The 23,830-nt window shown below is 38.4% G+C and carries 15 protein-coding genes and 1 pseudogene; 5 read left to right on the top strand and 11 right to left on the bottom strand.

The features are described from left to right. The first annotated feature begins 39 nt into the window (after positions 1-39). Positions 40-1,062: a DUF2804 domain-containing protein gene (locus LO754_RS01805; RefSeq protein WP_024362770.1), complete on the top strand. Its 1,023-nt coding sequence runs from the start codon at positions 40-42 to the stop codon at positions 1,060-1,062. A gap of 128 nt (positions 1,063-1,190) precedes the next feature. Here the strand turns inward: LO754_RS01805 and LO754_RS01800 are convergent, their stop codons facing one another. Then, entirely contained in the window at positions 1,191-1,913 is a 723-nt protein-coding gene (locus LO754_RS01800; RefSeq protein ID WP_024362769.1) for a glycerophosphodiester phosphodiesterase, read from the bottom strand. 135 nt (positions 1,914-2,048) lie between these two features. Here LO754_RS01800 and helD point away from each other — a divergent pair, with 135 nt between their 5' ends. Then, on the top strand, positions 2,049-4,277 hold the full coding sequence (gene helD / locus LO754_RS01795; protein WP_024362768.1) for an RNA polymerase recycling motor HelD: 2,229 nt from the start codon (positions 2,049-2,051) through the stop codon (positions 4,275-4,277). Positions 4,278-4,935: 658 nt separating this feature from the next. Here the strand turns inward: helD and LO754_RS01790 are convergent. The 4 genes from LO754_RS01790 to LO754_RS01775 form a co-directional block, all read right to left on the bottom strand. Beyond that, positions 4,936-5,802, bottom strand: a complete 867-nt coding sequence (locus tag LO754_RS01790) for a GNAT family N-acetyltransferase (RefSeq protein ID WP_231785467.1) — start codon at positions 5,800-5,802, stop codon at positions 4,936-4,938. Positions 5,803-6,243: 441 nt separating this feature from the next. Beyond that, positions 6,244-8,076: an ABC transporter ATP-binding protein gene (locus tag LO754_RS01785; RefSeq protein ID WP_231785466.1), complete on the bottom strand. Its 1,833-nt coding sequence runs from the start codon at positions 8,074-8,076 to the stop codon at positions 6,244-6,246. Further along, a complete protein-coding gene (locus LO754_RS01780) occupies positions 8,076-9,797 on the bottom strand; it encodes an ABC transporter ATP-binding protein (RefSeq protein ID WP_024362765.1) in 1,722 nt (573 codons plus the stop codon). Before LO754_RS01780 ends, LO754_RS01785 begins: the two co-directional genes overlap by 1 nt. Positions 9,798-9,870: 73 nt before the next feature. Continuing rightward, positions 9,871-10,764: a DMT family transporter gene (locus LO754_RS01775; RefSeq protein WP_024362764.1), complete on the bottom strand. Its 894-nt coding sequence runs from the start codon at positions 10,762-10,764 to the stop codon at positions 9,871-9,873. 186 nt (positions 10,765-10,950) lie between these two features. Between LO754_RS01775 and LO754_RS01770 the strand changes: the two genes are divergently transcribed. Beyond that, the gene (locus LO754_RS01770; RefSeq protein ID WP_024362763.1) at positions 10,951-12,972 is read left to right on the top strand and encodes a bifunctional diguanylate cyclase/phosphodiesterase; all 2,022 of its coding nucleotides are present in this window, start codon (positions 10,951-10,953) and stop codon (positions 12,970-12,972) included. 90 nt (positions 12,973-13,062) lie between these two features. Here LO754_RS01770 and LO754_RS01765 read toward each other — a convergent pair whose 3' ends face one another. Continuing rightward, a complete protein-coding gene (locus LO754_RS01765; RefSeq protein ID WP_024362762.1) occupies positions 13,063-13,530 on the bottom strand; it encodes a threonine/serine exporter family protein in 468 nt (155 codons plus the stop codon). A 12-nt stretch (positions 13,531-13,542) separates the two neighbouring features. Further along, positions 13,543-14,295, bottom strand: a complete 753-nt coding sequence (locus tag LO754_RS01760) for a threonine/serine exporter family protein (protein ID WP_024362761.1) — start codon at positions 14,293-14,295, stop codon at positions 13,543-13,545. 371 nt (positions 14,296-14,666) lie between these two features. Between LO754_RS01760 and LO754_RS01755 the strand changes: the two genes are divergently transcribed. Then, positions 14,667-16,076: a polysaccharide deacetylase family protein gene (locus LO754_RS01755; protein ID WP_231785465.1), complete on the top strand. Its 1,410-nt coding sequence runs from the start codon at positions 14,667-14,669 to the stop codon at positions 16,074-16,076. A 143-nt stretch (positions 16,077-16,219) separates the two neighbouring features. Here LO754_RS01755 and LO754_RS01750 read toward each other — a convergent pair whose 3' ends face one another. The 4 genes and pseudogenes from LO754_RS01750 to LO754_RS01735 form a co-directional block, all read right to left on the bottom strand. Further along, complete coding sequence (locus LO754_RS01750) at positions 16,220-18,313, bottom strand: beta-propeller domain-containing protein (protein WP_024362759.1); 2,094 nt, start codon at positions 18,311-18,313, stop codon at positions 16,220-16,222. 217 nt (positions 18,314-18,530) lie between these two features. After that, a pseudogene (locus tag LO754_RS01745) lies at positions 18,531-19,707 on the bottom strand (acyl-CoA dehydrogenase family protein). 9 nt (positions 19,708-19,716) lie between these two features. After that, positions 19,717-20,889 (bottom strand): saccharopine dehydrogenase family protein, encoded by a 1,173-nt coding sequence (locus LO754_RS01740; RefSeq protein ID WP_024362757.1) that lies wholly within the window; start codon positions 20,887-20,889, stop codon positions 19,717-19,719. Between the two features lie 26 nt (positions 20,890-20,915). Beyond that, positions 20,916-22,394, bottom strand: coding sequence for an aldehyde dehydrogenase family protein (locus LO754_RS01735; RefSeq protein ID WP_024362756.1), 1,479 nt, complete (start codon positions 22,392-22,394; stop codon positions 20,916-20,918). A gap of 433 nt (positions 22,395-22,827) precedes the next feature. Between LO754_RS01735 and LO754_RS01730 the strand changes: the two genes are divergently transcribed. Further along, entirely contained in the window at positions 22,828-23,628 is an 801-nt protein-coding gene (locus tag LO754_RS01730; RefSeq protein ID WP_231785464.1) for a TIGR00266 family protein, read from the top strand. Positions 23,629-23,830: the final 202 nt, after the last annotated feature.

Raw genomic sequence — 23,830 nt, 5'->3', positions numbered from 1 at the left:
GGCAATTTTTTTATTTTACGAACAGAAGGGATGTTGAATGTGAAGCAGCATGCTGAGAAAGAAATTTTACAGCCTACTCTTTTATGCGATAAAAAAGGGAATTTAAATCCAGCTGCTATTGGATTTGCACGAAAACCTCTCATAAATAGCAATTTAAGCGGACATATCATGCGTAAAAAGAAATGGAACTATTGGTGCATCTATGGCGATGAGATTTTATTCTCCGCAACGATTAGTCATCTCGATTACGCAGCTGTGTGCTTCGTGTATTTCCTTGAATATGAAACTCAGCGCTATTTTGAAAAAACAATAACAATTCCACTCGGTGGCAAGCTCAAAATGCCAACACATGTACTGGAATCGGTATCTTTCACGAATAGTGAAATGACAATTGATATGACCTATATTCAAAACGAAACACATTTATCTGTTTCAATCCCTACTTTTGATGGCGATGCCTTGCGTGCCAATTTAATTATTCAGCATCCACCTTCAGACGAATCGTTAAATGTCGTCATTCCTTGGAATCGTAGGACATTTCAATTTACAGGAAAGCATCATATTCTTCCTACTTCAGGAGAAGTAATCATCGGCAATCGCCACTTTACGTTTACCCCTGAAGAAAGCTTTGCTGTACTTGATTATGGACGTGGTGTTTGGCCACGGGAAGCCACTTGGAATTGGGGCATGGCATCTCAACGTGTTCGAGGTAGACGCATCGGGCTCAACTTAGGTGGTAAATGGACAGATGGTACTGGCATGACTGAAAATGCTGTTTTTGTGGATGGGAAGATGACAAAAATACACGAAGATTTGCTGTTCACTTATGATCGAGAGGATTATATGCAACGATGGACAGTCAAAACAAAATTTTCAAATCAAGTATCTCTAACATTCTCTCCATTTTTCGAACGGGTTGCCGCAACTAACGCAAAACTTGTTAAATCAGAAGTACATCAAATGTTTGGTTATTATGATGGAACGATTTTATTAGCTAATGGTGAAACATTAGTTATTAAGCAAATGCTAGGATGTATCGAAGAACATCAAGCAAAATGGTAATAACTATTTCCCATTTCAACCTAAAACACAAAAAAATTCGCCCTCTTTTCGCCATCGATAAAAGAGTGTCGCGAATTTTTTTGTTTCCTTTGGAGTCATTAGTTGTCGTTCAGCAAAGGGTAACTTTGTTAATCTTTATTGATTCCATCTAGTATAGCTTCTGGGTCATCTGTAAATAGGGCTTGTATGCCGAGCTGTTGCAATTGCTGTGCATACTTAACGTCATTAACGGTGTAAACACGCACGGTTGCCTCTTTCTCTAGTGCTGTTGCTATAGGTTTCCTAAATGCAGTAGGTAAACTAACATGAATCGCATTAGCAGGAATGGTTGCTGTATAGGTTGTAAAATCGACTAAAACCTCCGCAAATAAGGCAGCCGTTTCAATGTATGGCGCCATCTGATATACAGTTTGAAGCGATTCATGGTTAAAGGAAGAAATAATGACCCTCTCCGTCATTTGGTGCGTCGCTATTTCCTTTAATACAAGCGCCTCAATTCCTTCGTAAGGAAAGACATCCGTTTTTAACTCAATATTGATACGATGGTGTGTAGCGACAAAAATCTCTAAAACTTCACCTAATGTAGGAATACTTTCACCTTGAAATTGTGCTGCAAACCACGAACCATAATCATATGCACGCAGTTGCTGAAGTGTAAAATCTTTTACATAACCAGAACCATTAGATGTTCGGTCAATTGTTTCATCATGAATCACTACAAGCTCACCATCTGCGGTGACATGAACATCCAATTCAATACCTGCAATTGGTAGCTTAGATGCTGCATAAAAAGCGGCTTTTGTATTTTCGGGATAATGAGCTGAAACGCCACGATGGGCAAATAAATCCAAATGCAAAACCTCCTTCTACTCTTTACTTCATAGTATAACAATAAGCTAAATAGAACGTTTACACTTGATAGGTAAAATTTTGTATAGTAGTATGAGAATCTACTTAAAATTGTAAGTACTTAGGAGGTGCTAAAAATGACTGCACAACACCCGGATTTTCAGGCTGAGTTAGAGCGCCTTGCATACACGCAAAATTATATGCAACAGATTTTAAATGAATCGCAACGAGACCTGCAATCTGCACAAGAAAATATACGAAAGTCTATGGCGGATTTAGATTATCTAGATTCAAGTTTAAGTTATTTAAACATTTTAACAAATGCTCGTTTTTTTGAAATGGCTCGCAATCAAAAAGAAGGTTTAGAGGCTGTACAAAAAAAGCCTTACTTTGCCCGCATTCACTTTCAAAAAACGGGCGATCCTGAAGAGTTTTTGTATATCGGAAAAACATCCTTATTTCATCGTGAAACACATGAACCTATTATTGTCGATTGGCGTTCGCCTGTAGCAAATGTCTATTACGACGGCCGTCTTGGTGATATGGAATATGATGTTCGCGGAGAAGTTCATAAAGGACATTTATTTGCCAAACGACAATATAAAATTGAAGATGGCGTATTGCTCGATATTCGGGATATTGACTTAACAACAAATGATGAATTACTACAAGAAGCATTGGCAGGAAAAGCAGATGTACGCTTAACAGAAATCGTCTCTACTATTCAAAAAGAACAAAACGATATAATACGCGCTCATCTGCGTCAGCCAATTATTGTCCAAGGTGCTGCCGGTAGTGGGAAAACAACGATTGCTTTACACCGTATCTCGTACTTCCTCTATACGATGGGCGAACATTTTAATCCTGAGCAGCTCATGATTTTAGCACCGAATAAGCTTTTTATTGATTATATTGGAGATGTCCTCCCAGAGCTTGGTGTTGATAAAATATGCCAAACAACATTTGCAGACTATGTCCTTGCCGCAACAAAACTAAAGTTAAAGCTACGCAATCCGAATGAACAATTGGAATCACTCGTAATAGGCGGTGCTGATCAGCCAACTCCTTGGATTTCTGAAGTGAAGGGCTCCCTTTATTATCGCGATATAATCGAACGATATTTACAAAAAATTGAATTGCAAATAGCTGAACAATTCGAGGATGTCTATATTGAAAAATATCGTATAATGCGGGCTTCACATTTAAAAAAATTATTCTTATATGAATTTTCTTATATGCCGATTGAAAAACGGTTAGCCCATATTAAAAAGGTACTTGCAAGTCATGTTCGGCAAAAGAAACAAGCCGTCTTAAATACGTTGCATGCAAAATACGATGAAGCCCTTGGAAAAGCGCTTAATGGTATTCGTGATGCTGAGAAACGAAAACACATTGTTACAAAATTTATCGATGAACGCGATGAACGTTTACCCGCCATTGAAAAGGAAGCAAAATCTACCGTTGCTGTCTATATGCGCCGCTTTACAAAATATAATGTAAAAACAGTCTATCGTACGCTGCTAACGAATGCTGAGCTATTAGCAGAAATCGCACCAGAATGGCATTATATGGAACAACAACAATTTTTACAAGCACACGCTAAAGAGCAATGGATGTTAGAAGATTTAGCTGCCCTCTATTATTTACAAGCAAAGCTAAAAGGGATTGCAGATGAATGGAAAATGCGCGTTGTCTTTATCGATGAAGTACAGGACTACAGTCTATTCCAGCTAGCCGCTCTAAAAGCAGGGCTAGAAACGGATATGTTTACAATGGTAGGTGATTTAGCACAAGGAATTCATAGCTATCGTTCCCTAACCGCTTGGGAGCCTGTGCAAAATTTATTTCCCCGCGCTAGCTTTAGAACACTTCAAAAAAGTTACCGAACAACCATTGAAATTATGGAGGTCGCTAACAAAATTTTAATGCAAATGGATGAGCAACTGCCATTAGTTGAGCCTGTAGTCCGTCATGGAGATGCTCCAACATTTGTACAGGCAGCTTCCTTTAATACGCAGCAAATTAGAGAAATTTTCGCTTCCATTAGAGCAAACGGGCACCAATCAATCGCCTTAATTTGTAAAACTACGGCTGAAGCCAAATCAATGCAACAGGCGTTAACGAATGACGCGATTCCTTGTCAACTTCTCACAGAAGATGAATCGATTAATCAGCAAGTATTACTTGTTGTACCAAGCCATTTAGCAAAAGGTCTTGAGTTTGATGCTGTCATTGTTGCTGCCTTTGATACGCCCTTCTTTGATTCGAAAATTGATAGAAAATTACTTTATGTGGCATTAACTCGTGCCATGCATGAGCTATATTTAATTGGTCCTACGAAAAAGGCATTTCTATTAGAAAATTAAATAACACAATAAAAAATAGCACAGTAGGATACAGTCCCTAACATGCTATTTTAGCAGTTGGATAGCCGTGCTCATTCATATCGATTAAATAAATACTGTAAAAACTATTTATGGCGCGGTGGTAATCTGTAAAACTTTCCTTTCGATAAATAAGCTTTCACAACCTTCCACCATGAGCGAGGTGCTTCCCTCGGAGGAGACTTTTTTTTCGGCAATGCTGGCATACGCATGACAACGCCCCCTTTCTTCATCCTTATTAATACTATATGGGCATAGTACACATTTATGATAAAAAAGAGGAATATAACAGAAACTTAAACTTCTTAGCAATAAAAAGGCTGGGACATAAGAGAAAAAGTGTTAGATTGAACCTAATCAATCTAACACTTTTTTGCTATGCAGTTGTTGTCCGCTACGACGGTGCTTTCCGCTCAGTACAGTAAGCCGCAACCCTCTGCTTGCGCGCGGAATGCCCGCGTCTAACATTATGTGCTGTTCTGAGCTGGAGTCACCGCCTTCGCTACCAACAACTAGTGAACACTTCTAATTTTTTTAATTGCAAAAGCAAGAATAGCTAGGTCTCCATATAGCAAAAATTTATGAACAGCTTTCGTCTGTTCCTTAAATTTTTTTAGTTTTGTCCTAGCCTCTCTTTACATTAATTTTTCACATAATAGTCTAGTTGCTGTGCTTTCATAAAGCCTGCCTTCTCATAAACAGAAAGAGCTTTTCTATTCTCGATTTCTACATCAAGCATAACAAATTTAGCGCTTTGTTTACTAGCATAGTCTTTTGAAAAGGATAATAAAGCTGTACCGATTCCTTGCCCTTGATACTGAGGATGAACTGCAAGTGCTGTCACCCATTGAATTTCATTTTCTTCTGCTGTGGTCACCGTACCTACAACGTGACCATCTTTATGTGCCACCCATAGTTTTCGGCCTTGCGTTGACGTATTAAAATCGATTAGCTCCTCCGATTCTGATGGCAAATCCCCAAACGCATCACTATATATAGCGATTAGTTCAGTCTGCTCCCCAGCGTATGGGGCAATTTGAATATCATCTCGAAGTTCAACTGGCTCTGCTTTCGTTTCCAATGTTGCTTCTGAAAAACTGTATGAATAGCCAAACTTTTCGATAAATGTATGCCCGTAAGGAGAGCCATCAATAACAACTGCTAACTGACCTTCTGCTCCTCGCTCTTCTAGTCCAGCTTGTAACACATTGACTAAAGCTGTTCCAATTCCTTTTTGGCGATAAGCTGGTGTCACTACTAACGACCATTCATACGTATGCAGCCCCATCAAATCAATGGCACTTGCAGCACCTACTAATACATCATTGTCATCTTCATAAGCAAGCACCATAAAACCTTTCGATTCAAAAGAACCTGCCGATGGTATATTCATAATCGTTTCATATACACGATAATCGTTTAAAGTTGCTTCTTCACATAATATTTTTAATTCATTCAATGTTTCCCCATCCAAAGGGAATGACACTGTAATCACTGAAATGTTCATTGTTTACTCCGTTCTTATATCAGACTATTGCCCTATTGTAGCAAGAAAGAAAATAAACTGGCAACAAATTATCATACCCGTTTCTAATAATCAGCAATTTTACTTCCAATACAGAATAAATAGAAAGATTTGTACTACTATAGGTCTTTAAAATAAATGAAATTTACTAGAAGCTATTAGTTATAAATCATTATATGGCTTCTCATCCTAAGAAATCGGATAATTACATTTATTGTAATTATTATAACATTAATACAAATAAATTACATTAATAAAAGTACTAAATTTCTACAATAAATTATTATACAACCATTACTATTGGCAGGTGCTTCCAATTAAAAAAGAGCGATTTCTAGAAAAATCGCTCTACAATCAAACTTATCCTACTTTCGTTTACCAGTAATTTGCGGTTCTTTTCCACCGCCATAGTTCTTCCAAACATTACTCTTCTAAATGATATGCGGAGGCGCTTAGCATCTGGGCGTAAATGCCCCCAGATTCAATTAATTCTTGCTGTAAACCTGCTTCAACTAGCTCACCCTTCTGCATAACGAGTATGACATCTGCATTATGCACAGTATTTAATCGATGTGCAATGACAAAGCTTGTGCGTCCTTGCATCAGTCGGTCAAGTGCCTCTTGGATTGCTAATTCTGTTACGGTATCAATGCTACTCGTTGCCTCATCAAGCAATAAAATTTTCGGATTAGCAATTAGTGCCCGTGCAATGGATAATAATTGCTTTTGACCTTGGGAAATTTCACGACCATCTGCTTTGAGAACAGTATCATAACCATCCTTTAGTTTCATAATAAATTCATGCGCATTAGCGAGCTGCGCCGCTTCTATAACTTCCTCATCACTAGCATCTAAACGGCCATAACGTATATTTTCCCTTACTGTAGTTTCAAACAAAAAAGGGTCCTGTAATACAAAGTCCATTTGGGAACGGAGTGCTTGCCGTTCAATTTGCTGTACATTTATACCATCAAATAGCACTTCGCCCTTCGTCACCTCATAAAATCTAGCAATTAACTGTAAAATCGTTGTTTTCCCTGCACCAGTTGCCCCTACCAAAGCAACCGTCTGCCCTGGCTCAACCGTAAAGTTAATATCTTTTAGTGTGTAAGATTCCTGTGCCACATCATATTTAAAAAACACATGTTTGAATGTTACCTGTCCTACTAATGTATGATTCTTTGCAGTAGACATTTCCATTTCAGACTGTTCATCGAGTAATGAAAATACACGCTCAGCTCCTGCAATAGCTGAGAGTACTGTATTAAACTGATTCGCCAAATCATTTAATGGTCGTGTAAATTGGCGAGCATATTCTGTAAAAATAACAATTACACCTATTGATACATGACCGTAAAGTGCAAGCACCCCACCAATACCAGCAACAATCGTAAAGCTCATATTATTTAAAAAGTTCATGACTTTTGGTATATATCCAGAGTACGTCTGTGCCCAAAAGCCTGTTCTTTTCAAACGTAAACTTTTGTCGCGAAATTCTGCCTTTACACGCTCTTCCTGTGAAAAGGCCTTTACAATTCGCTGTCCAGAAATAGTTTCTTCAATCATGCCATTGAGCGCTCCCATTGCTGATTGTTGCTCTTTAAATAACGGAGCAGTTCGACGTGTAATCCAGCGCATTGCCCAAAACATAATTGGAATAATTGTCATTGTTAAGATCGTTAACAATGGGCTCAAGCTTAGCATGATAATAAGCGTGCCCCCAAGCGTTAAAACGCTGGAAAACACCTGTATAAAAGAACTATTCAAAGTAGAGCTAACTGCTTCAATATCATTTGTCATGCGACTCATTAACTCGCCATGTTGCCGTCTATCAAAAAACGAGATAGGTAACTTTTGAAAATGAGTAAAGACACTTGTTCTCAGCCTATATATCGTCTGTTGGGCAATCCCAATCATCCAATAATTTTGTAAAAATAACGAGATAGCTAAAAGCACATAAATTCCGATTAACAGCGTAATTTTACTGCCTAGTCCATTGAGCTCGCCTTGCATCACATATAGATCAATTATTTTGCCGACTATATACGGTCCTAATAGCGCCAAAAGTGAGCTGACCATAACAAGGAATAGTACGATGACTAATAACATCCGTTGTTCATCGACAATTTTCCATAGACGCCATAATGTACTTTTCCAATCTGCTGCTCGTGGCCCTTTCTTTTTCTTTACAACCTGTTTTACATCCTCTTTCGATAAAATCGGCTCATAGCCAAAAGGTTTTTGGAAAAATCCCATTATTTCACCTCCTGCTGGGAGATAGCGATTTTTTGATAGAGCTCAGAAGTTTGCAAAAGGTCTTCGTGTGAACCATAGGCGACCACTTTACCCTCGTCTATTAACAAAATATGATCTGCACCTTTTGCCGTACGAATTTTTTGTGTGACAACGAGCATCGTTGCACTTTCTTCACTAAGCGCATCCCATAGTGCCTGCTCTGTTTTAACATCAAGTGCACTTGTACTATCATCAAGCATTAATATATGCCCTTTTCTTAATAGTGCCCTCGCAATCGATAATCTTTGTTTTTGACCACCTGATAAATTAACTCCCTTTTGCCCAACGCGCGTATCATAACCACTCGGGAAGTCTTCCACAGATGCATGGATTTGTGCCTGCATCGTTGCATTTAACACTTCGTCCATTTCCGCTTTCGTATCCCCCCAACGTACATTATCAGCAATACTACCTGTAAATAATAAAGATTGCTGCGGAACATAGCCTATAATGTCGCGTAGTTCTTGCAAGTCCCATTGTTGAACATCTTTTCCTTCGACATATATCTGTCCTTCTGTCACATCATAAAAACGAGGAATAAGCTGTAGTAATGTCGATTTACCAGCACCAGTAGCCCCCATAATGGCTAATTTTTCACCTGACTTCACTTGAAAACTTACGTTGGACAAGACGGTCGCATCTGTACCTGGGTATTGGAAGCTGACATTATGAAATACCAGCTCCCCTAATTTCAGGTCACTAGATGCCCCCACTATCGATGACGAAGTACTTTCTACTTCATTGTCAACAGCCAACACCTCTGTCATGCGTTCTGCTGAAGCTTTCGCACGGGCATAAAAAATAATAATAAAAGCAAACATTGAAAACGAACCTGTGATACGCATTGCATAGTTGACAATCGCTACAATATCTCCAAGCGGTGCTGTCCCTGTAGCAACTTGCTTTGTACCAAACCAAAGAACTGCCAATAAACTCATGTTCATTACGAACAATAAGACCGGCATAATATATTCCATCGTGCGCAGTGCTTTAACAGTATCCACCTTCAAATGTGATGCCACCTGCTCAAAACGTGAAGCCTCATATTTTCCACGTAAATAAGCTTTCACGAGGCGCATTGCTTGTAAATTTTCTTGAAGCACTCGATTTAATCGGTCTACACGCTTTTGCACTTTCCCAAAATAAGACACACCTTTTGCAACCATAAAAATCAGGAAAAGAAAAATGATTGGTGCCCCAATAACTAAAAACAATGCTAGTTTTGCATTGACAACAAATGCCATAACAATGCTTCCCACAACAGCAAGTGGTGCTCGGAGCATAATACGAAGGCTCATAAACAACACTGTTTGAACTTGTGTGACATCATTTGTTAGCCGAGTAATGAGCGAAGCTGTAGAAAATTTTTGATACGTAGCCAATGTAAAAGATTGTATTTTTTCAAACAAAGCGTTACGCAAATCAAAAGCAAAGCTTTGCGCAGTATGTGATGAAAAATATGAATTAATGACACCGGCTAAAAAGGCGATAAAAGATAAAATAAGTAATACGGCTCCCCATTGTATAATCATCTGTTGATTTTGAGCACGTACACCATCATCAATAATTTTGGCCATAATAAGCGGTTGAATCAGCTCTACGAATAATTCCATAAGCATCAAACATAATGCAATAACGGCTGTCCACTTATAAGGTTTTACATACGAAAAAATTACTTTCACATTCTCTCCCCCTTGTTTGAGAAGAACTAGTATTCTATAAATCTAGTCAAAAACACCTATACAAATAATATTTTTATGCCTTTTCTCCTGCGATTGATAGCCATGTTACACAAACAAGCATAACGAAAACTCCCACTAATTGCCACAATCCAAGTGATGTACCAAATACAATAACTGAGATCACCATCGCCGTTAACGGTTCGATACTTGATAAGATACTTGTCTCTACAGCAGTAATATACTTCATGCTACTTAAAAATAGAATGAAGGCAACTGTGCCCGTAACGATTAGCGCCAGCATTAAACCTGTAATTTTGAAATCTGTAAAAACCGTCCACTGATTGGATTGCCATACACGACTTACTATACCTAACGTCACACCACCGATTAGCATCCCCCAGCCTACGACAAGGAGCACATTCCACTCTTTCATCAGACGTGCGGGATACAATGTGTAAAAAGCAAACGTTAATCCAACTGCTACTCCCCACAATAAGGCTTTATTACTAACTAATAAAGATTCAAAAGAAGCGTTCGTTAGTAGTAGAAATAAACCGAGTAATGTGCCTATAATACCTAATACTTGATATTTAGGTGGCCATTTCTTTAAACTAAGAGATACATAAGCAACAACAAATATTGGCGCTAAAAATTGTAGTAACGTGGCTAATACAGCATTACTTTCATTTATCGCTCCAACGAAAGCATATTGCACACCGAGCATTCCTACAATACCAAAGGTTATAAGCTGTCTACTCCAAAATTTTTGTTGCCATATGCTAAAAATATCTTTACCTGTTAACAATAAGTATGTAAGTAGAAAAATACCTGCAACCGATAGACGAATTGTCAACATAAAAGAAACTGTCAATGCTGTATGATTGAGTAACCATTCCATTAAAGGTCCTGTTGCTCCCCACAACATCGCTCCAGTGATAATAAAAAGTATACCTTTTAATCGTTCCATTCAATTCCCGCTTCCTATATACGTACTAAAAACTGTTATTTTTCTTCAAAACTTTTCTTTAATTTCGTTAGAAAAGTCCTATTTTTTCTCATTATCAAATATTTACAATTATATTCATAATGACTAATTCCCGATAATTATCTATAATATTAGTATATATTGATTACCCAAGGAGATCGAATACTCATGAGTCTTATGCATAAATCATTTACGATAGATGAACATTATATAAATTCACTTCCTTTTCCTGCAATTGTCATAAAGCAAAATGGACAAGCAACAATTTCGGGAAAACACGCTGAAGAACTATTTGGTTTCTCAGTTACTGACATTACAGGACATACTACTCCATCCATACATGAAAATCTACTAAGAAATCTTTCATCTGAGACGTTTCAAGCGATTTTACACAATACAGAAAGTACATATATAGATAAAGTTCAAGTGTACACACATTCTGAAGAAGAAATCTCTTCAGCATTGCTGGCAAAACCATTTATTGAACAAGGTGAACACCTTATTTTAATTATGTTTATGTTACCAGAGTTAATGATTAATTCTGTTTCAAACAGCAGTACATATGTAGACTTAAAGCAAGGCTTAGACTCTACATTTATGACAGTGACTTTGGATCGTGATGGCTTTATATTAGAGTGTAATGCAGAATTTTTAAAAATTAGCCAATGGACACCAAAGCGAGTAATCGGCAAAACTTTTTGGCAACTATTCCCTGAAAACGAAGCGAGTGAAAAAATTACAAATACGATATGGCGCAATTTGAATAATGGCCATACGTGGCAAGGGGAAATCGAGAAGGTTACGAAAACAGGGCAGTCCTATTGGGTACTTCTCACAGCTATCCCAACTTTTAATTTAGAGGCAAATGAACAACAGTTTATTTTAATTGAGAAGGATATTACAAAATCTAAGACCATTCAACACCAACTTGAAAAAATTGCTTATATCGATACAGAAACAGGCTTAATGAATGCCCACCGTTTAGAAAAAGTGATTACAAAAATGATTGAGGAAGAAAAACACTTCTCCTTCGTCTATTTAAGTATCGATAAATTTTATACATTAAAGGAATTACACGATCAACAAATCAATCAAAGCCTAATTATCGAATTTACAAACCGCATCAAAATGTACTTCCAAGACAGTACGATGGCTCGTATTAACGAAAATGATTTTGTTGTCATTACGCCATTAAGTGAATGGTTTATACAAGGCTTCTTGTCCTATTTACAACAGCATCCAATCTATAGCAGCAATATCGCAGTACCTATTTCAATTAGTGGTGGTATTACACGCTACCCTGAGGATCAAACAACCTTCTCTCAACTAATGAAGGCCTCAATCGCAACGATTACGAATGTGCGTGAAGCAGGTGGTGACAAAATTGTCTCCCTTTCAAAAGCAACACATAAAGCATTAAATCGAAAAGCTTTAATTGAAAAACGTCTGCTACAAGCGCTAGACCAGAAAAACCTAAAAGTACTTTATCAACCACAAGTTGACATCTATTCGGGTAAAATTACAGCGGTAGAAGCGCTCGTTCGTTGGGAAGATGAAGTGATTGGTGTCGTTTCACCAGATGAACTAATTCCAATCGCTGAGGAAACGGGTCTTATTAACAATATTGGATCGTTTATGATAGAAAAAGCTTGCGAGCAAGCACTTATTTGGAAGAAGGCTGGTCATAATTTAAAAGTGGCTATTAACTCATCTGTGCGTGAATTCCGCGATAAAAACATGGCCAAATCCATTCTTGATATGTTAGCCAAAACAAATTGCCCTGCCAATCTCATTCAAATTGAAATTACTGAAAAATTCGCCTTAGAAGCAGAAGCTGCTACCTTTATTACACAGCAAATGCGAAAACTTGAAAACGAAGGGATTGCTTTTGTTTTAGATGATTTCGGTACTGGTTATGGTTCATTCCGATACATGCAAATTTTACCAATCGAAACATTAAAGATTGATAAAACATTTACTAGTTCGTTATTAAAGTCCGAAAAAACACAAAAGCTTATGCATGGCATGGTACAGTTAGGAAAATCTATGGAGTTAAAAGTGGTAGCTGAAGGCGTTGAAACAGCCGAGCAAGCTGATCTATTAATCACTTACGGCTGTGATGCTATTCAAGGTTTTTATATTAGCAAACCTGTTACACCAGACGAAATCGAAGCATTACTTATAAAATAAATAATGTGATAAAAAGCTGTTCCGAAGTATCCAACACTTTCGGAGCAGCTCTTTTTATTCACCATATTTTGTATAATGTAAAGTGATACTTTATTTTCGATAAGTTCTTTGCAACTTCGACTTGCTTGAGCGGATAGCACGAAATACAAATTGCATTAGGACCTCTGCAAACACTAAGCCCATCACGATTGCACCTGTAATTAAAAACGCCTTCAGCCCATATTGTAAGCCCTGTAAATAATCATCTTCCACAACATTACGCATTGCATTGTAGGCCATCCCCCCTGGCACAAGCGGAATGATTCCCGCCACAATAAAGATAATCATCGGCATTTTAAAGCGGCGTGCATATAAATGTGCAACAATTGCAATGATAAATGAGCTGAAAAACGAAGCGTCTACAACGTCCAATCCCTGCTCAGTCAAAAGATAATAAATCATCCAGCCAATCACACCAACAAAACCACAATGAAACAAGGTTTTTCTTGGTACATTAAAAATAATCGCAATACCTGCTGTTGAAAAAAAGCTCACAATTAATTGTGTAATTATATCCATCTCTTCCGCCTCCTAAAACGATAGGATGACGGCAATCGCTGAACCAATAGCAAAGGCTGTTAAAAAAGCCTCTGCTCCCTTTGCCATCCCTGACATAAAATGACCTGCCATTAAATCCCTTACCGCATTGGTGATTAAAATACCTGGCACTAGTGGCATAACAGAGCTAATAATAATTTTATCGATTTCTGTACCATAGTTAAACTTCACTGCTAAAAAAGCAATAACGCCAATAATTAACGAAGCCGTAAACTCCGAGAAAAATTTCACTTTTGTTAAATGATTCATTAGAATAAGAGTAAGAAATCCTAGCCCACCTGCAATAAATGCTGTAGGGAAATCAGACCATCCACCCTTAAACATAATCAGAAAACAGCCACTGGCAAGTGCTGCTGCAAATATTTGTATATAAATTGGTAAAAAATAATTTGTTTTTTGTATCGACTTTAGCTCGTCATAAGCGTCTTCTAATGATATTATGTGAGATGTGAGTCTACGAGATACTGAATTTACCAAGGATATTTTTTGCAAATCTGTAACCCTACTGGAAATAGAAGTGATTCTCGTCGGCTGTGTCTTGCCTAACGAAAAAATAATACCTGTAGGTGTAGCATAACATTGCGCATCTAGCATATTTTGAGATTGTGCCATACGCAGCATCGTATCTTCAACACGATATGTTTCTGCACCACTTTCAATCATAATTCGCCCTGCAAGAAGCAAGCAGTCAATAGTAAGTTCATTATCCACTTCACGTGATAGCATTCCAGTTATCTACCTCCTTCAAAAGGTTCCTTGCATATAGTAACGAACTGTAAATAAAAACTCAACAAAAAATCTTCGATATTATCAATTATATTTTGTCATAATTGTATCTGTCGCTAAATGATACAATGCCTTCGGTACAAAATCCATTATCCGTCGAATTTCATTGAGCTAAAATGTGCAAAATACAGTTTGCTTTGAACGAGTCTTTTATAAGTTCTTGTCGTGATAGTTTTTAAACACTGTTACATACTATTTTTTATTGTATTTCTATTAAATTCAACAAAAACTTTGTAGATTTCTACAACTTTTCCGTTGACTCGCACGTCTGATTTTATAGAAGAATAATTATAGAGAGGAGCGTACCAACATTGATTCAGGAACGCAGAAAAAAACGCGGCCCTATGATTGACTTTCTGTTAATTGGGCTTATTGTTACATTAATATCCATCATCCTTGTCATTGTATTGTCTAAGGACCATTTTAAATTCCAAAAAATCAGTGCTTCCAAAGACACAAATAGTGAAGCAACTAGTAATCTATCCACTGAAAACTCTGCGTTTCCAGGTATACGTATTACATCTGACGTTTCTAAAGATAAACGCACACCTTTTGCCGTTCACTATCCACAAACAGAAAGTGAAGTTTTTAACGATGTCGTACTGCAGTATATAACAAAGGCAAAAGAAGACTATCTGTTATCTATGAAAAAAAATAAAGATAAAAAGGCAACAGGTGAGCTTACTATAAATTTAGAGACTTTCCCATATCAGGATCACTACTATTCTTTTGTCTTGACGAAAATGCTGTATTTAGGCGGAGCAAATCATGTCGTCTCCACTAAAACATTTTTCTTTAATAATGAAACGGGTGAAGCAATCAATATCCAAACATTATTACAGAACGACAACAATAACCTGACAACTTTAGCAGCCTATGTTCGCAAAGACTTACAGCAAAATCTTGAGCTAAAAGATCAACTCAATAATGATGAGCTACTGAAAGTAACTGAGCCGAAGTGGGAAAACTTTAATCGATTTGCTATTATCGATGATTCAATCCATTTTTACTTTGATGAGTACGAAATTGCCAGTGGCGCAGCAGGTGCACCTATAGTGAAGCTTGCTCTTTCACTTATTAATCCATTATTAGCATCCGATTTTCAAATTGCTATGGAAACAATGGAACCTACAAAACCTGTTTCTCCAGGGGATCCAAACGCCAAACGTATTGCATTAACGTTTGACGACGGTCCACACCCGAAAGTAACCGAACAAATTTTAAATACGCTCGATAAATACAATGCAAAAGCGACGTTCTTTATGCTCGGAAGCCGTGTGAAACACTATCCTAATATCGCGAGAGATGTTCTCGCACGTGGTCATGAAATCGGCAACCATTCTTGGAATCATCCAGTATTGACTAAAATGCCAATGGAGCAAGTTTTAAAAGAATATACGTCTACTGCAAATGAAATTGAATTAGCGATTAATCAAGGCGCAACTGTTTTTAGACCTCCATACGGCGCTACTAATGATGACATCAATGCAAAAATACCTGTTCCTGTAGTACTGTGGAGCATTGACACTTTGGACTGGAAACATCGTAATTCACAATTATTACTGACATATATTAAAAAAAATATGCACAACAATGCCATCGTGTTAATGCATGATATTCACCAATCAACAGCAGATGGACTTGACGCTGTATTAGCCTACTTACAGAGTGAGGGCTATGAATTTGTGACTGTCTCTGAAATTCTCCCTTATCGTGAATAGCACGAATAGAAAAAGTGTTAGATTGACCGCAATCAATCTAACACTTTTTTGCTATGTCGGTGTTATCCGCCTCACCACGCACACGCTAGTTGCCTCTTACGTTGTGTGCATTTTAAGCAGAAGTCACCACTCGATTTAATCTATTATTTAATAACCAGTGTATCTAGCGCTTTGAAATCTTTTAATTGGTAGCTCTTTACTTCATTGCGAGCAACGGTGTATAAAGTATCGCCAACATAGACAACACGTTGTACAACTTGCTCCCAATTCTCATATTGCTCATTTGTCTTTCCATTTATAATATTTCCTTTTAGCACAATGCCCTTCTCTGCTGTAATTTCGTAAATTTGTGCACCCTGACCTTGGTAGACTATCTCATCGCCTTTTCCTTCTTCATAAAGCACGACTGGGAAGCCGAAGTAATGATAGTCTTTATTGCGGAATAAAGCTTTTGGATTGTATTGTACATCTGAATAAGAGCCTTTACCGCCTATTTTAACGGTAGATTGCTCTTTAGGATTTTTAAAATCTGTCACATCAAACAAGGACATTTTCATATTCGTTGACACTGTGAAATTGCGTTTCGTATAAGCATCATAACGTTCTTCCGTATCATAACCAATGCCTATTAAGTGTGTATCATCAAGCGGATGTAAATAATTGCTATACCCTGGAATTTTCAATTCTCCTAGTATTTTTGGTTTTCGTGGATTAGCTACATCAATAACAAATAGCGGATCCACTTGCTTAAACGTTACGACATAAGCTTTCTCCCCCATAAAGCGGGCAGAATACACCTTTTCCCCTGGTGCCATATCCTTTACTGCACCAATTTCTTTTAAGTTCTCATCTAATATGAACAGATGGTTACGAGAAATATTTTTTTCATCCCACGTATTTCCTTCAGTCGTCACAATGCGGAATTTCCCGTCATACTCATCCATTGAATATTGGTTTAACACGGATCCTTTCACTTCACTCGTGCCTACAAACTTCAAGACCGTTCCATCTAAGTCCCACTTAAACACTTGTGTATCATTTGATTGAGGCATCCAGATTCTATCCTTTATACCTCCCATTGGCGTTATTTGTTTATCGTCATATTTTGGTGTAGTTAAGTAGAGGGCATCTTCTGACATATAAAGTCCACTACTACCACCTAAATAACCTTTCGTACTCGCTGATGTTTTGGCACCATTTTTTAAATCAATTGCTGTAATTAAACTATATGAGCCATCCATCGTGTTTGGTAAAATAGAAATTTTCTCGATAGCTAAGCTTTTGTATTCCTTACTTACTACACTATCATACGTTTTAGGTTTTAAATCTGGTTTACTTCCCTCTTGAAGTATCCAATAATTCGGATGCATGTTACCAATTAAATACAACGTATCATTCGTAATACGTATATCCTGTAAAGAGCCCTCCTGTGCAACTTCCCGTATCACTTTGGGATTTTTCGGATTTGAAATATCATAAAAAGTTGCCGTTGACATACTTGTGCCTGCTTGCTCAATATATTCTTCTCCGATAGCAATTAATAGCTGATCGTATAATGCTAGTTTCGTAATATATTGAGATTCCTTTTGTTTAATTGTCGTTGCAAGTTTCAAATCTTGGGGATTATTAGCGTCAACAACCGTTATACTTTGATCTTTTATAGCGTAAATAAAGCCATCTTTAACAACGACGATATCCCCCTCCTCGACACCTTCTACTTGGTTGTTTGTTGTAGAAGAATTATCTGCAACTGGGGCACTATCTTTACTACTAGAAGCACTATCTTCAAGGACGTTTATTTCTGGTCCTCTATTTCCATTTGCCACAACAGCTTCAAAATATTGTTGTAACTCTTTTTCAGATTTAACAGCCTCTATTTTGTCAATAACAGTAAAGGCAATATCATGCGATGTTGCTTTCAATGTACTATAAGCAAAAGCTTCCTTTTGCACATGTAAGCGGTAACTCCCAGCAGGAAGGTTACTGACAAAAAGAGATTTTTTATCTTCTCCTAATGTAATCGTTGCCGTCACCTTTTTGCCCGACTCATCCGTAACATAGACATATTCATCTGTTACATTTTTTAATGTTTGTGAAAAGGATGCTCGCCAACTTTGCGTTGTCATTATTGTACTTGCTGCTTTAGCTTGTGCCTCTGGGGAAATCATCAATGTAAAAATCCCTGGTAAAGCAGCTAAAACGATAATCATGAATATAGCTAGCCATTTACTTCTCATTATTTTCCACTCCTTCATATTACTTGTTTTATAATTAGACTACTAAAAGGTTATAAAGTTACATTACATGAAAAATTTTCATAAAAATAAAAGTGACTACCACCAAATTCAGAATTGTTTCGGTGCCTGGCACCATAACAAAAGACATCTGGAATAGGTCATCCGGATGCCTTTTGTACAATAAATTTAAAATAGCTGTCGTTTACTCATCAAATGGTCATTTCGGTAACATTTTGGCTAATGGCTTATCGTTTCTTCGACCAAGTACATAATCTGCTTGCATAATTGTATGGATTTCTCGTGTACCTTCATAAATAACGGGCGCTTTCGAGTTACGTAAATAACGCGCTACAGGATAATCATCCGAATAGCCGTACGCACCATGAATTTGCAGCGCGTCATCAGCCGCCTTATTGGCAAAATCACATGCCTGCCACTTCGCCAAGGACGTTTCTCTAGTATTACGAATACCTTTATTTTTCAACTCGCCAACCCGATAAACGAGCAGTCGGCTCATTTGATAGCCCGCTTCCATTTTGGCAATCATCTGTCCGACAAGTTGATGCTCGCCAATAGGCTTCCCAAATGTCTCTCGTTCATGGCAATATTTCACACTTGCCTCAAGACACGCTTGAATAAGCCCAACTGCGCCTGCAGCCACTGTAAAGCGACCATTATCCAGTGCAGACATCGCAATTTTAAAACCCTCTCCCTCTTCTCCTAAACGATTTTCAACTGGAATGCGTAAGTCTTCGAAAAAGAGCTCACCTGTATTGCCAGCACGAATACCGTACTTGCCCTTAATCGCCTTAGAAGTAAAGCCAACCATGGAGCGTTCTACAATAAAGGCACTGATACCGTGGTGCTTTTTCGCTTTATCTGTGTAAGCAAAGACAATAAAATGATCTGCTATATCACATAAGGAAATCCATGTTTTTTGCCCATTTAACACATAACAATCACCATCTCGTATGGCTGTTGTCGTCATGGCTGCTACATCCGAACCCGCACCAGGTTCAGTCAGCCCAAAAGCCCCAATCCGTACCCCCTTCGCCTGTGGTACAAGGTATTGCTGTTTCTGCGCCTCGGTGCCCCATTGCATTAACGTCATACTATTTAAACCTATATGGACGGATACAGCTGTTCGAAAGTAGTATCCCCCGTTCAAGTTCCTCACATACAATGGCTAGTGCGTTATAATCCATGCCGCTACCACCGTACTTTTCTGGCACGCAAACACCCATTAGTCCGAGCTCGGCTAGTCTTGACCAAATGCTTGTATCAAAACTTCCTGCGGCGTCCCATTTTGCAATATGTGGCATTATTTCATCATCCACAAACTGGCGTACGGTTTTTCGTAAGATTTCCTGCTCCGTTGTAAAATCGAAATTCAAGGACTTCACCTACCATTTCACAATCATTGCAGACTTATGTGATGTTTCTTTAATGACAACACCGCGCTTCGCCATTTCTTTAATATACGTCTCCCCTGGAACGATCGTTTCTGGAGCAAACACGCCACGTTCTGTAATCGCGCCATCACCAATCATTTGGGCAACGACAGAAATTGTATTCGCTGTTGCACGAGCCATCGCTGTTTCATTATTCGTCATATCTTTACGTACGACCATTTCGTATTCATATGTGACCTGCTGTTGCGCCTTTTCTCCTGAAACAATTACTCGTAATAACACCGCATCAGGCTTTGTTCCAAGTTCAAGCTTCTTCTTAAGCGCCTCCCTGACAACAGCTCTAACAGGCACTTCTAGGTTATCGACTTCTACATTATTACTTGCATCTAAAAAGCCTAAATCAGCTAGCAATTTAAACTTTTCTGCATGCCCTTTATATCGAATTGTCTTATATTCTAATGTGTGGACATTTGGGAATGTCTTATAAAGAGTGGATATACCACCCGATGTATAAAATGCCTCAAGCACACCAAAATCATCGAAATAGATAGGCTCAATCCCTGATAATGATGGGACTTCTTCAAGTTTCCCCTTTTGAATCATTTTAGAAGGCTCTGTATAGTGGTCAAATACACCATCCAATGAAAAGACACGTGTATAGTGCAACGGTGGCTTCGGCTCTGTTGGAATACCTCCTACATAGAGTTTAATAGATTCCACTTCATCTAGTTTTGTTGCGCCATAGCCCGCTAATATATTGACCATACCTGGAGCTACACCTAAGTCAGGAATAAGTGTCACACCTTTTGCCTTTGCTTCTTCATGTAAAGATAAAATCTTATCCGTTACACCGCCAATATGCCCCCCTAGATCGACAGAATGGACACCGGCTTCTATCGCAGCTCGTGCTACACGTTCATTGAACGAATAGAACAGTGCATTGACCACAACATTACCTTTCGCAATAACCGATGTTAAAGAGTCATCATTTTCCGCATGAAGCTCTACGACTTCAACTTTATCTGTCTTTAACGTCTCAACAAATTGTTGGGCTGTCTTTACATCAATATCCCCTAAAATGACCTGTTCCACTTTACTATTTTTTATTAAATCACGAGCAACCTCTTTCCCCATCAATCCTGCACCTAATACAACAACTTTCATCAAGAACATCCCCTTTCATTGATCTGTTACTTTGTATCGATTTGTGCTCTTTGTAATTTACCGCTGTAGTCAACGTAGATGCTCTTCCATTCTGTGTAAACGTCCAATGCTGCCACACCGGAATCTCGATGTCCATTCCCTGTTCCTTTCGTTCCGCCGAATGGCAAATGGATTTCTGCACCTGTCGTACCTGCATTGATATAAACAATACCTGTATCTAAGTCGCGTTGAGCGCGGAAAATCGTGTTCACATTTTGTGAGAAAATAGAGCTTGATAAGCCAAATTTCACACCATTATTGACTTCGATTGCTTCATCTAAATTTGCAACTTCAATAAGAGAGACGACCGGACCAAAAATTTCTTCCTGTGCAATAATCATATGAGGCTTTACATTTGTAAACAATGTGGGCTCATAGTAAAACCCTTTATCATAAGGTGCTTCATTTAAAATTTTGCCACCTGTTAATAAGGATGCACCTTCTTGTTTACCAATCTGTACATAATGATTAATTTTTTCTAATGCCGCTCTATTAATGACTGGACCGATTTTCACAGTTTCATCCAAACCGTCTCCAATTGTTAAAAACTGCATTGCTTCTAATAGACGATTTTCTAATTCTTCTTTTACATCTTTATGCACAATCACACGACTACATGCTGTACATCGTTGACCAGCGGTGCCAAATGCACTCCATAATATCGCTTCTGTAGCGAGCTGCAAGTCTGCATCCTCCATTACAATGACAGCATTTTTGCCGCCCATCTCTAGCGAAATTTTCTTTAAATGTTTGCCGCCAAGTTCCGCCACCTTACTTCCTGTTGAGGTAGAGCCGGTAAACGATATGACTTTTACATCGGGATGCTCTATTAGCGCCGTTCCGACAGTTGGCCCTGTACCAAAAACAATATTTGCTACTCCTTTCGGTAAGCCAACCTCTTCAAAAATTTTCCCCATTTCATAAGCCATCATCGGTGTTTCATTTGATGGTTTCCAAATAAATGTATTGCCAGCGACAATTGCAGGGAAGGATTTCCACGTAGCAATTGCCACTGGGAAATTCCAAGGAGTTATTAACCCTACTACGCCTATTGGTGCGCGTACACTCATAGCAAATTTATTGGCAAGCTCTGACGGTGTCGTCTCTCCAAATAACCGTCGACCTTCACCCGCCATATAATAAGCCATATCAATTCCTTCCTGTACCTCACCTCTAGCTTCTTCAATCACCTTACCCATTTCTTTTGTTAAAACGGTCGCCAAATATTCTTTCTTGTCTTTCATCTTTTGACCGATGGCATATAAATAATCTGCACGCTTTGGTGCTGGCACAAGTGCCCAACTTTTTTGTGCTGCCTTCGCTACAGCTACCGCTTCCGTCACTTCATTTGCAGTTGAAAGTGGTATTGTTGCTAAGTGCTCTCCGTTTGCAGGATTCGTCACTGCTATACTTTGTAAATGCGAATGTGTAACCCATTTACCACCGATATAGTTTTTAATCTCCATTACACACACCCCCTGATATATCTATGATGCCTTGGCTTCTTTGAACATGTCGCTAATGCTACAGAAAATATCCGTCGCTCTCGCCCTCTATGTGTACTGCATTATATATATGCAGATACAAAATGCCAAAATTCCGAATTTTCATAACAAAGATATGACTCGAATAATAATTTCGTAGCAATGTTAGGTTAAAATATCGGTGGCACTTGCCAAAGGCTTTATCTTCATTTCCAGTAATTTTAACTAGATGATGATACTTTCACCACTAGTAGTAAAACAACTGAAAAAAGATAAATAATACACATTCTAGTTTTTTATATTCGACATTTTCTATCTTAATCCCTTTTTTTCTAAAATTATTAATTATGTAATGAAACTATCCTGCATAATAATCGTATACAATAACAACAAATGATATTGGAGGAATTACACGATGAATAACCATGAGATCGACTACAAAGTATTTGGGGATGACATGCAATATGTGCAAGTTGAACTTGATCCGCAAGAAACGGTGGTAGCAGAAGCTGGCGCCTTAATGATGATGGATGATGCGATTCAAATGGAGACAATTTTCGGAGATGGTTCGAAAGGCAATGGCCAAAGCGGTCTTATGGGGAAATTACTCGGCGCAGGGAAACGTCTAGTAACTGGTGAAAGCTTATTCATGACAACATTTACAAATAACGGTACAGGGAAACGTCATGTCTATTTTGCGTCTCCGTACCCAGGTAAGATTATTCCGATGGATTTAAGTCAACATAAAGGGAAAATTATTTGTCAAAAGGATGCTTTTTTAGCAGCTGCTAAAGGCGTTTCTGTTGGTATCGAATTCCAGAAAAAAATTGGCGTAGGCTTCTTCGGTGGTGAAGGCTTTATTATGCAAAAGCTTGAAGGCGATGGTATGGCTTTTGTACACGCTGGTGGGGCAATTCATCGAAAAACGCTACAACCAGGTGAAGTTTTACGTGTGGATACAGGCTGTTTAGTGGCGATGACTTCTGACGTTGATTATAATATCGAAATGGTTGGCGGCGTAAAAACGGCACTATTCGGTGGAGAAGGTATCTTCTTTGCAACTTTACGTACTCCTGGTACTGTATGGGTTCAATCATTACCATTTAGCCGATTAGCAAGCCGCGTCTTCGCTGCAGCACCGATTTCACAAGGCGGTGGCGGACATTCATCAGGTGAAGGTGGTATCGGTGGTCTATTTGATATGTTCAATAAGTAACTAGCCAAATAGGTCTTAGGCTTTTCTTTAAAAAGGCTGGAACAAAAGAGAAACAGTGTTAGATTGACCCCAATCAATCTAACACTGTTTTGCTATGGCGTTGATGTCCGCTACGGCGGTCGCTTTCCGCTCAGCACAGTAAGCTGCAATCCTTGCTTTCGCGCGGAATGCCCGCTTCTTATGTTTTGTGCGTTCTTGCAGG

Origin of the sequence: Lysinibacillus sp. GJ-1 (assembly GCF_021166035.1) — a bacterium.
GTDB lineage: Bacteria > Bacillota > Bacilli > Bacillales_A > Planococcaceae > Lysinibacillus > Lysinibacillus sphaericus.
Note: the sequence above shows the minus strand (reverse complement) of the source record. Positions and strands in the feature narration are given on the sequence as shown.

Coding starts and splice junctions, on each gene's coding strand:
- helD (WP_024362768.1), top strand. CDS start 2,049: ATGACTGCACAACACCCGGATTTTCAGGCTGAGTTAGAGCGCCTTGCA.
- LO754_RS01790 (WP_231785467.1), bottom strand. CDS start 5,802: ATGAACATTTCAGTGATTACAGTGTCATTCCCTTTGGATGGGGAAACA.
- LO754_RS01785 (WP_231785466.1), bottom strand. CDS start 8,076: ATGGGATTTTTCCAAAAACCTTTTGGCTATGAGCCGATTTTATCGAAA.
- LO754_RS01775 (WP_024362764.1), bottom strand. CDS start 10,764: ATGGAACGATTAAAAGGTATACTTTTTATTATCACTGGAGCGATGTTG.
- LO754_RS01770 (WP_024362763.1), top strand. CDS start 10,951: ATGAGTCTTATGCATAAATCATTTACGATAGATGAACATTATATAAAT.
- LO754_RS01765 (WP_024362762.1), bottom strand. CDS start 13,530: ATGGATATAATTACACAATTAATTGTGAGCTTTTTTTCAACAGCAGGT.
- LO754_RS01760 (WP_024362761.1), bottom strand. CDS start 14,295: ATGCTATCACGTGAAGTGGATAATGAACTTACTATTGACTGCTTGCTT.
- LO754_RS01750 (WP_024362759.1), bottom strand. CDS start 18,313: ATGAGAAGTAAATGGCTAGCTATATTCATGATTATCGTTTTAGCTGCT.
- LO754_RS01740 (WP_024362757.1), bottom strand. CDS start 20,889: ATGAAAGTTGTTGTATTAGGTGCAGGATTGATGGGGAAAGAGGTTGCT.
- LO754_RS01735 (WP_024362756.1), bottom strand. CDS start 22,394: ATGGAGATTAAAAACTATATCGGTGGTAAATGGGTTACACATTCGCAT.
- LO754_RS01730 (WP_231785464.1), top strand. CDS start 22,828: ATGAATAACCATGAGATCGACTACAAAGTATTTGGGGATGACATGCAA.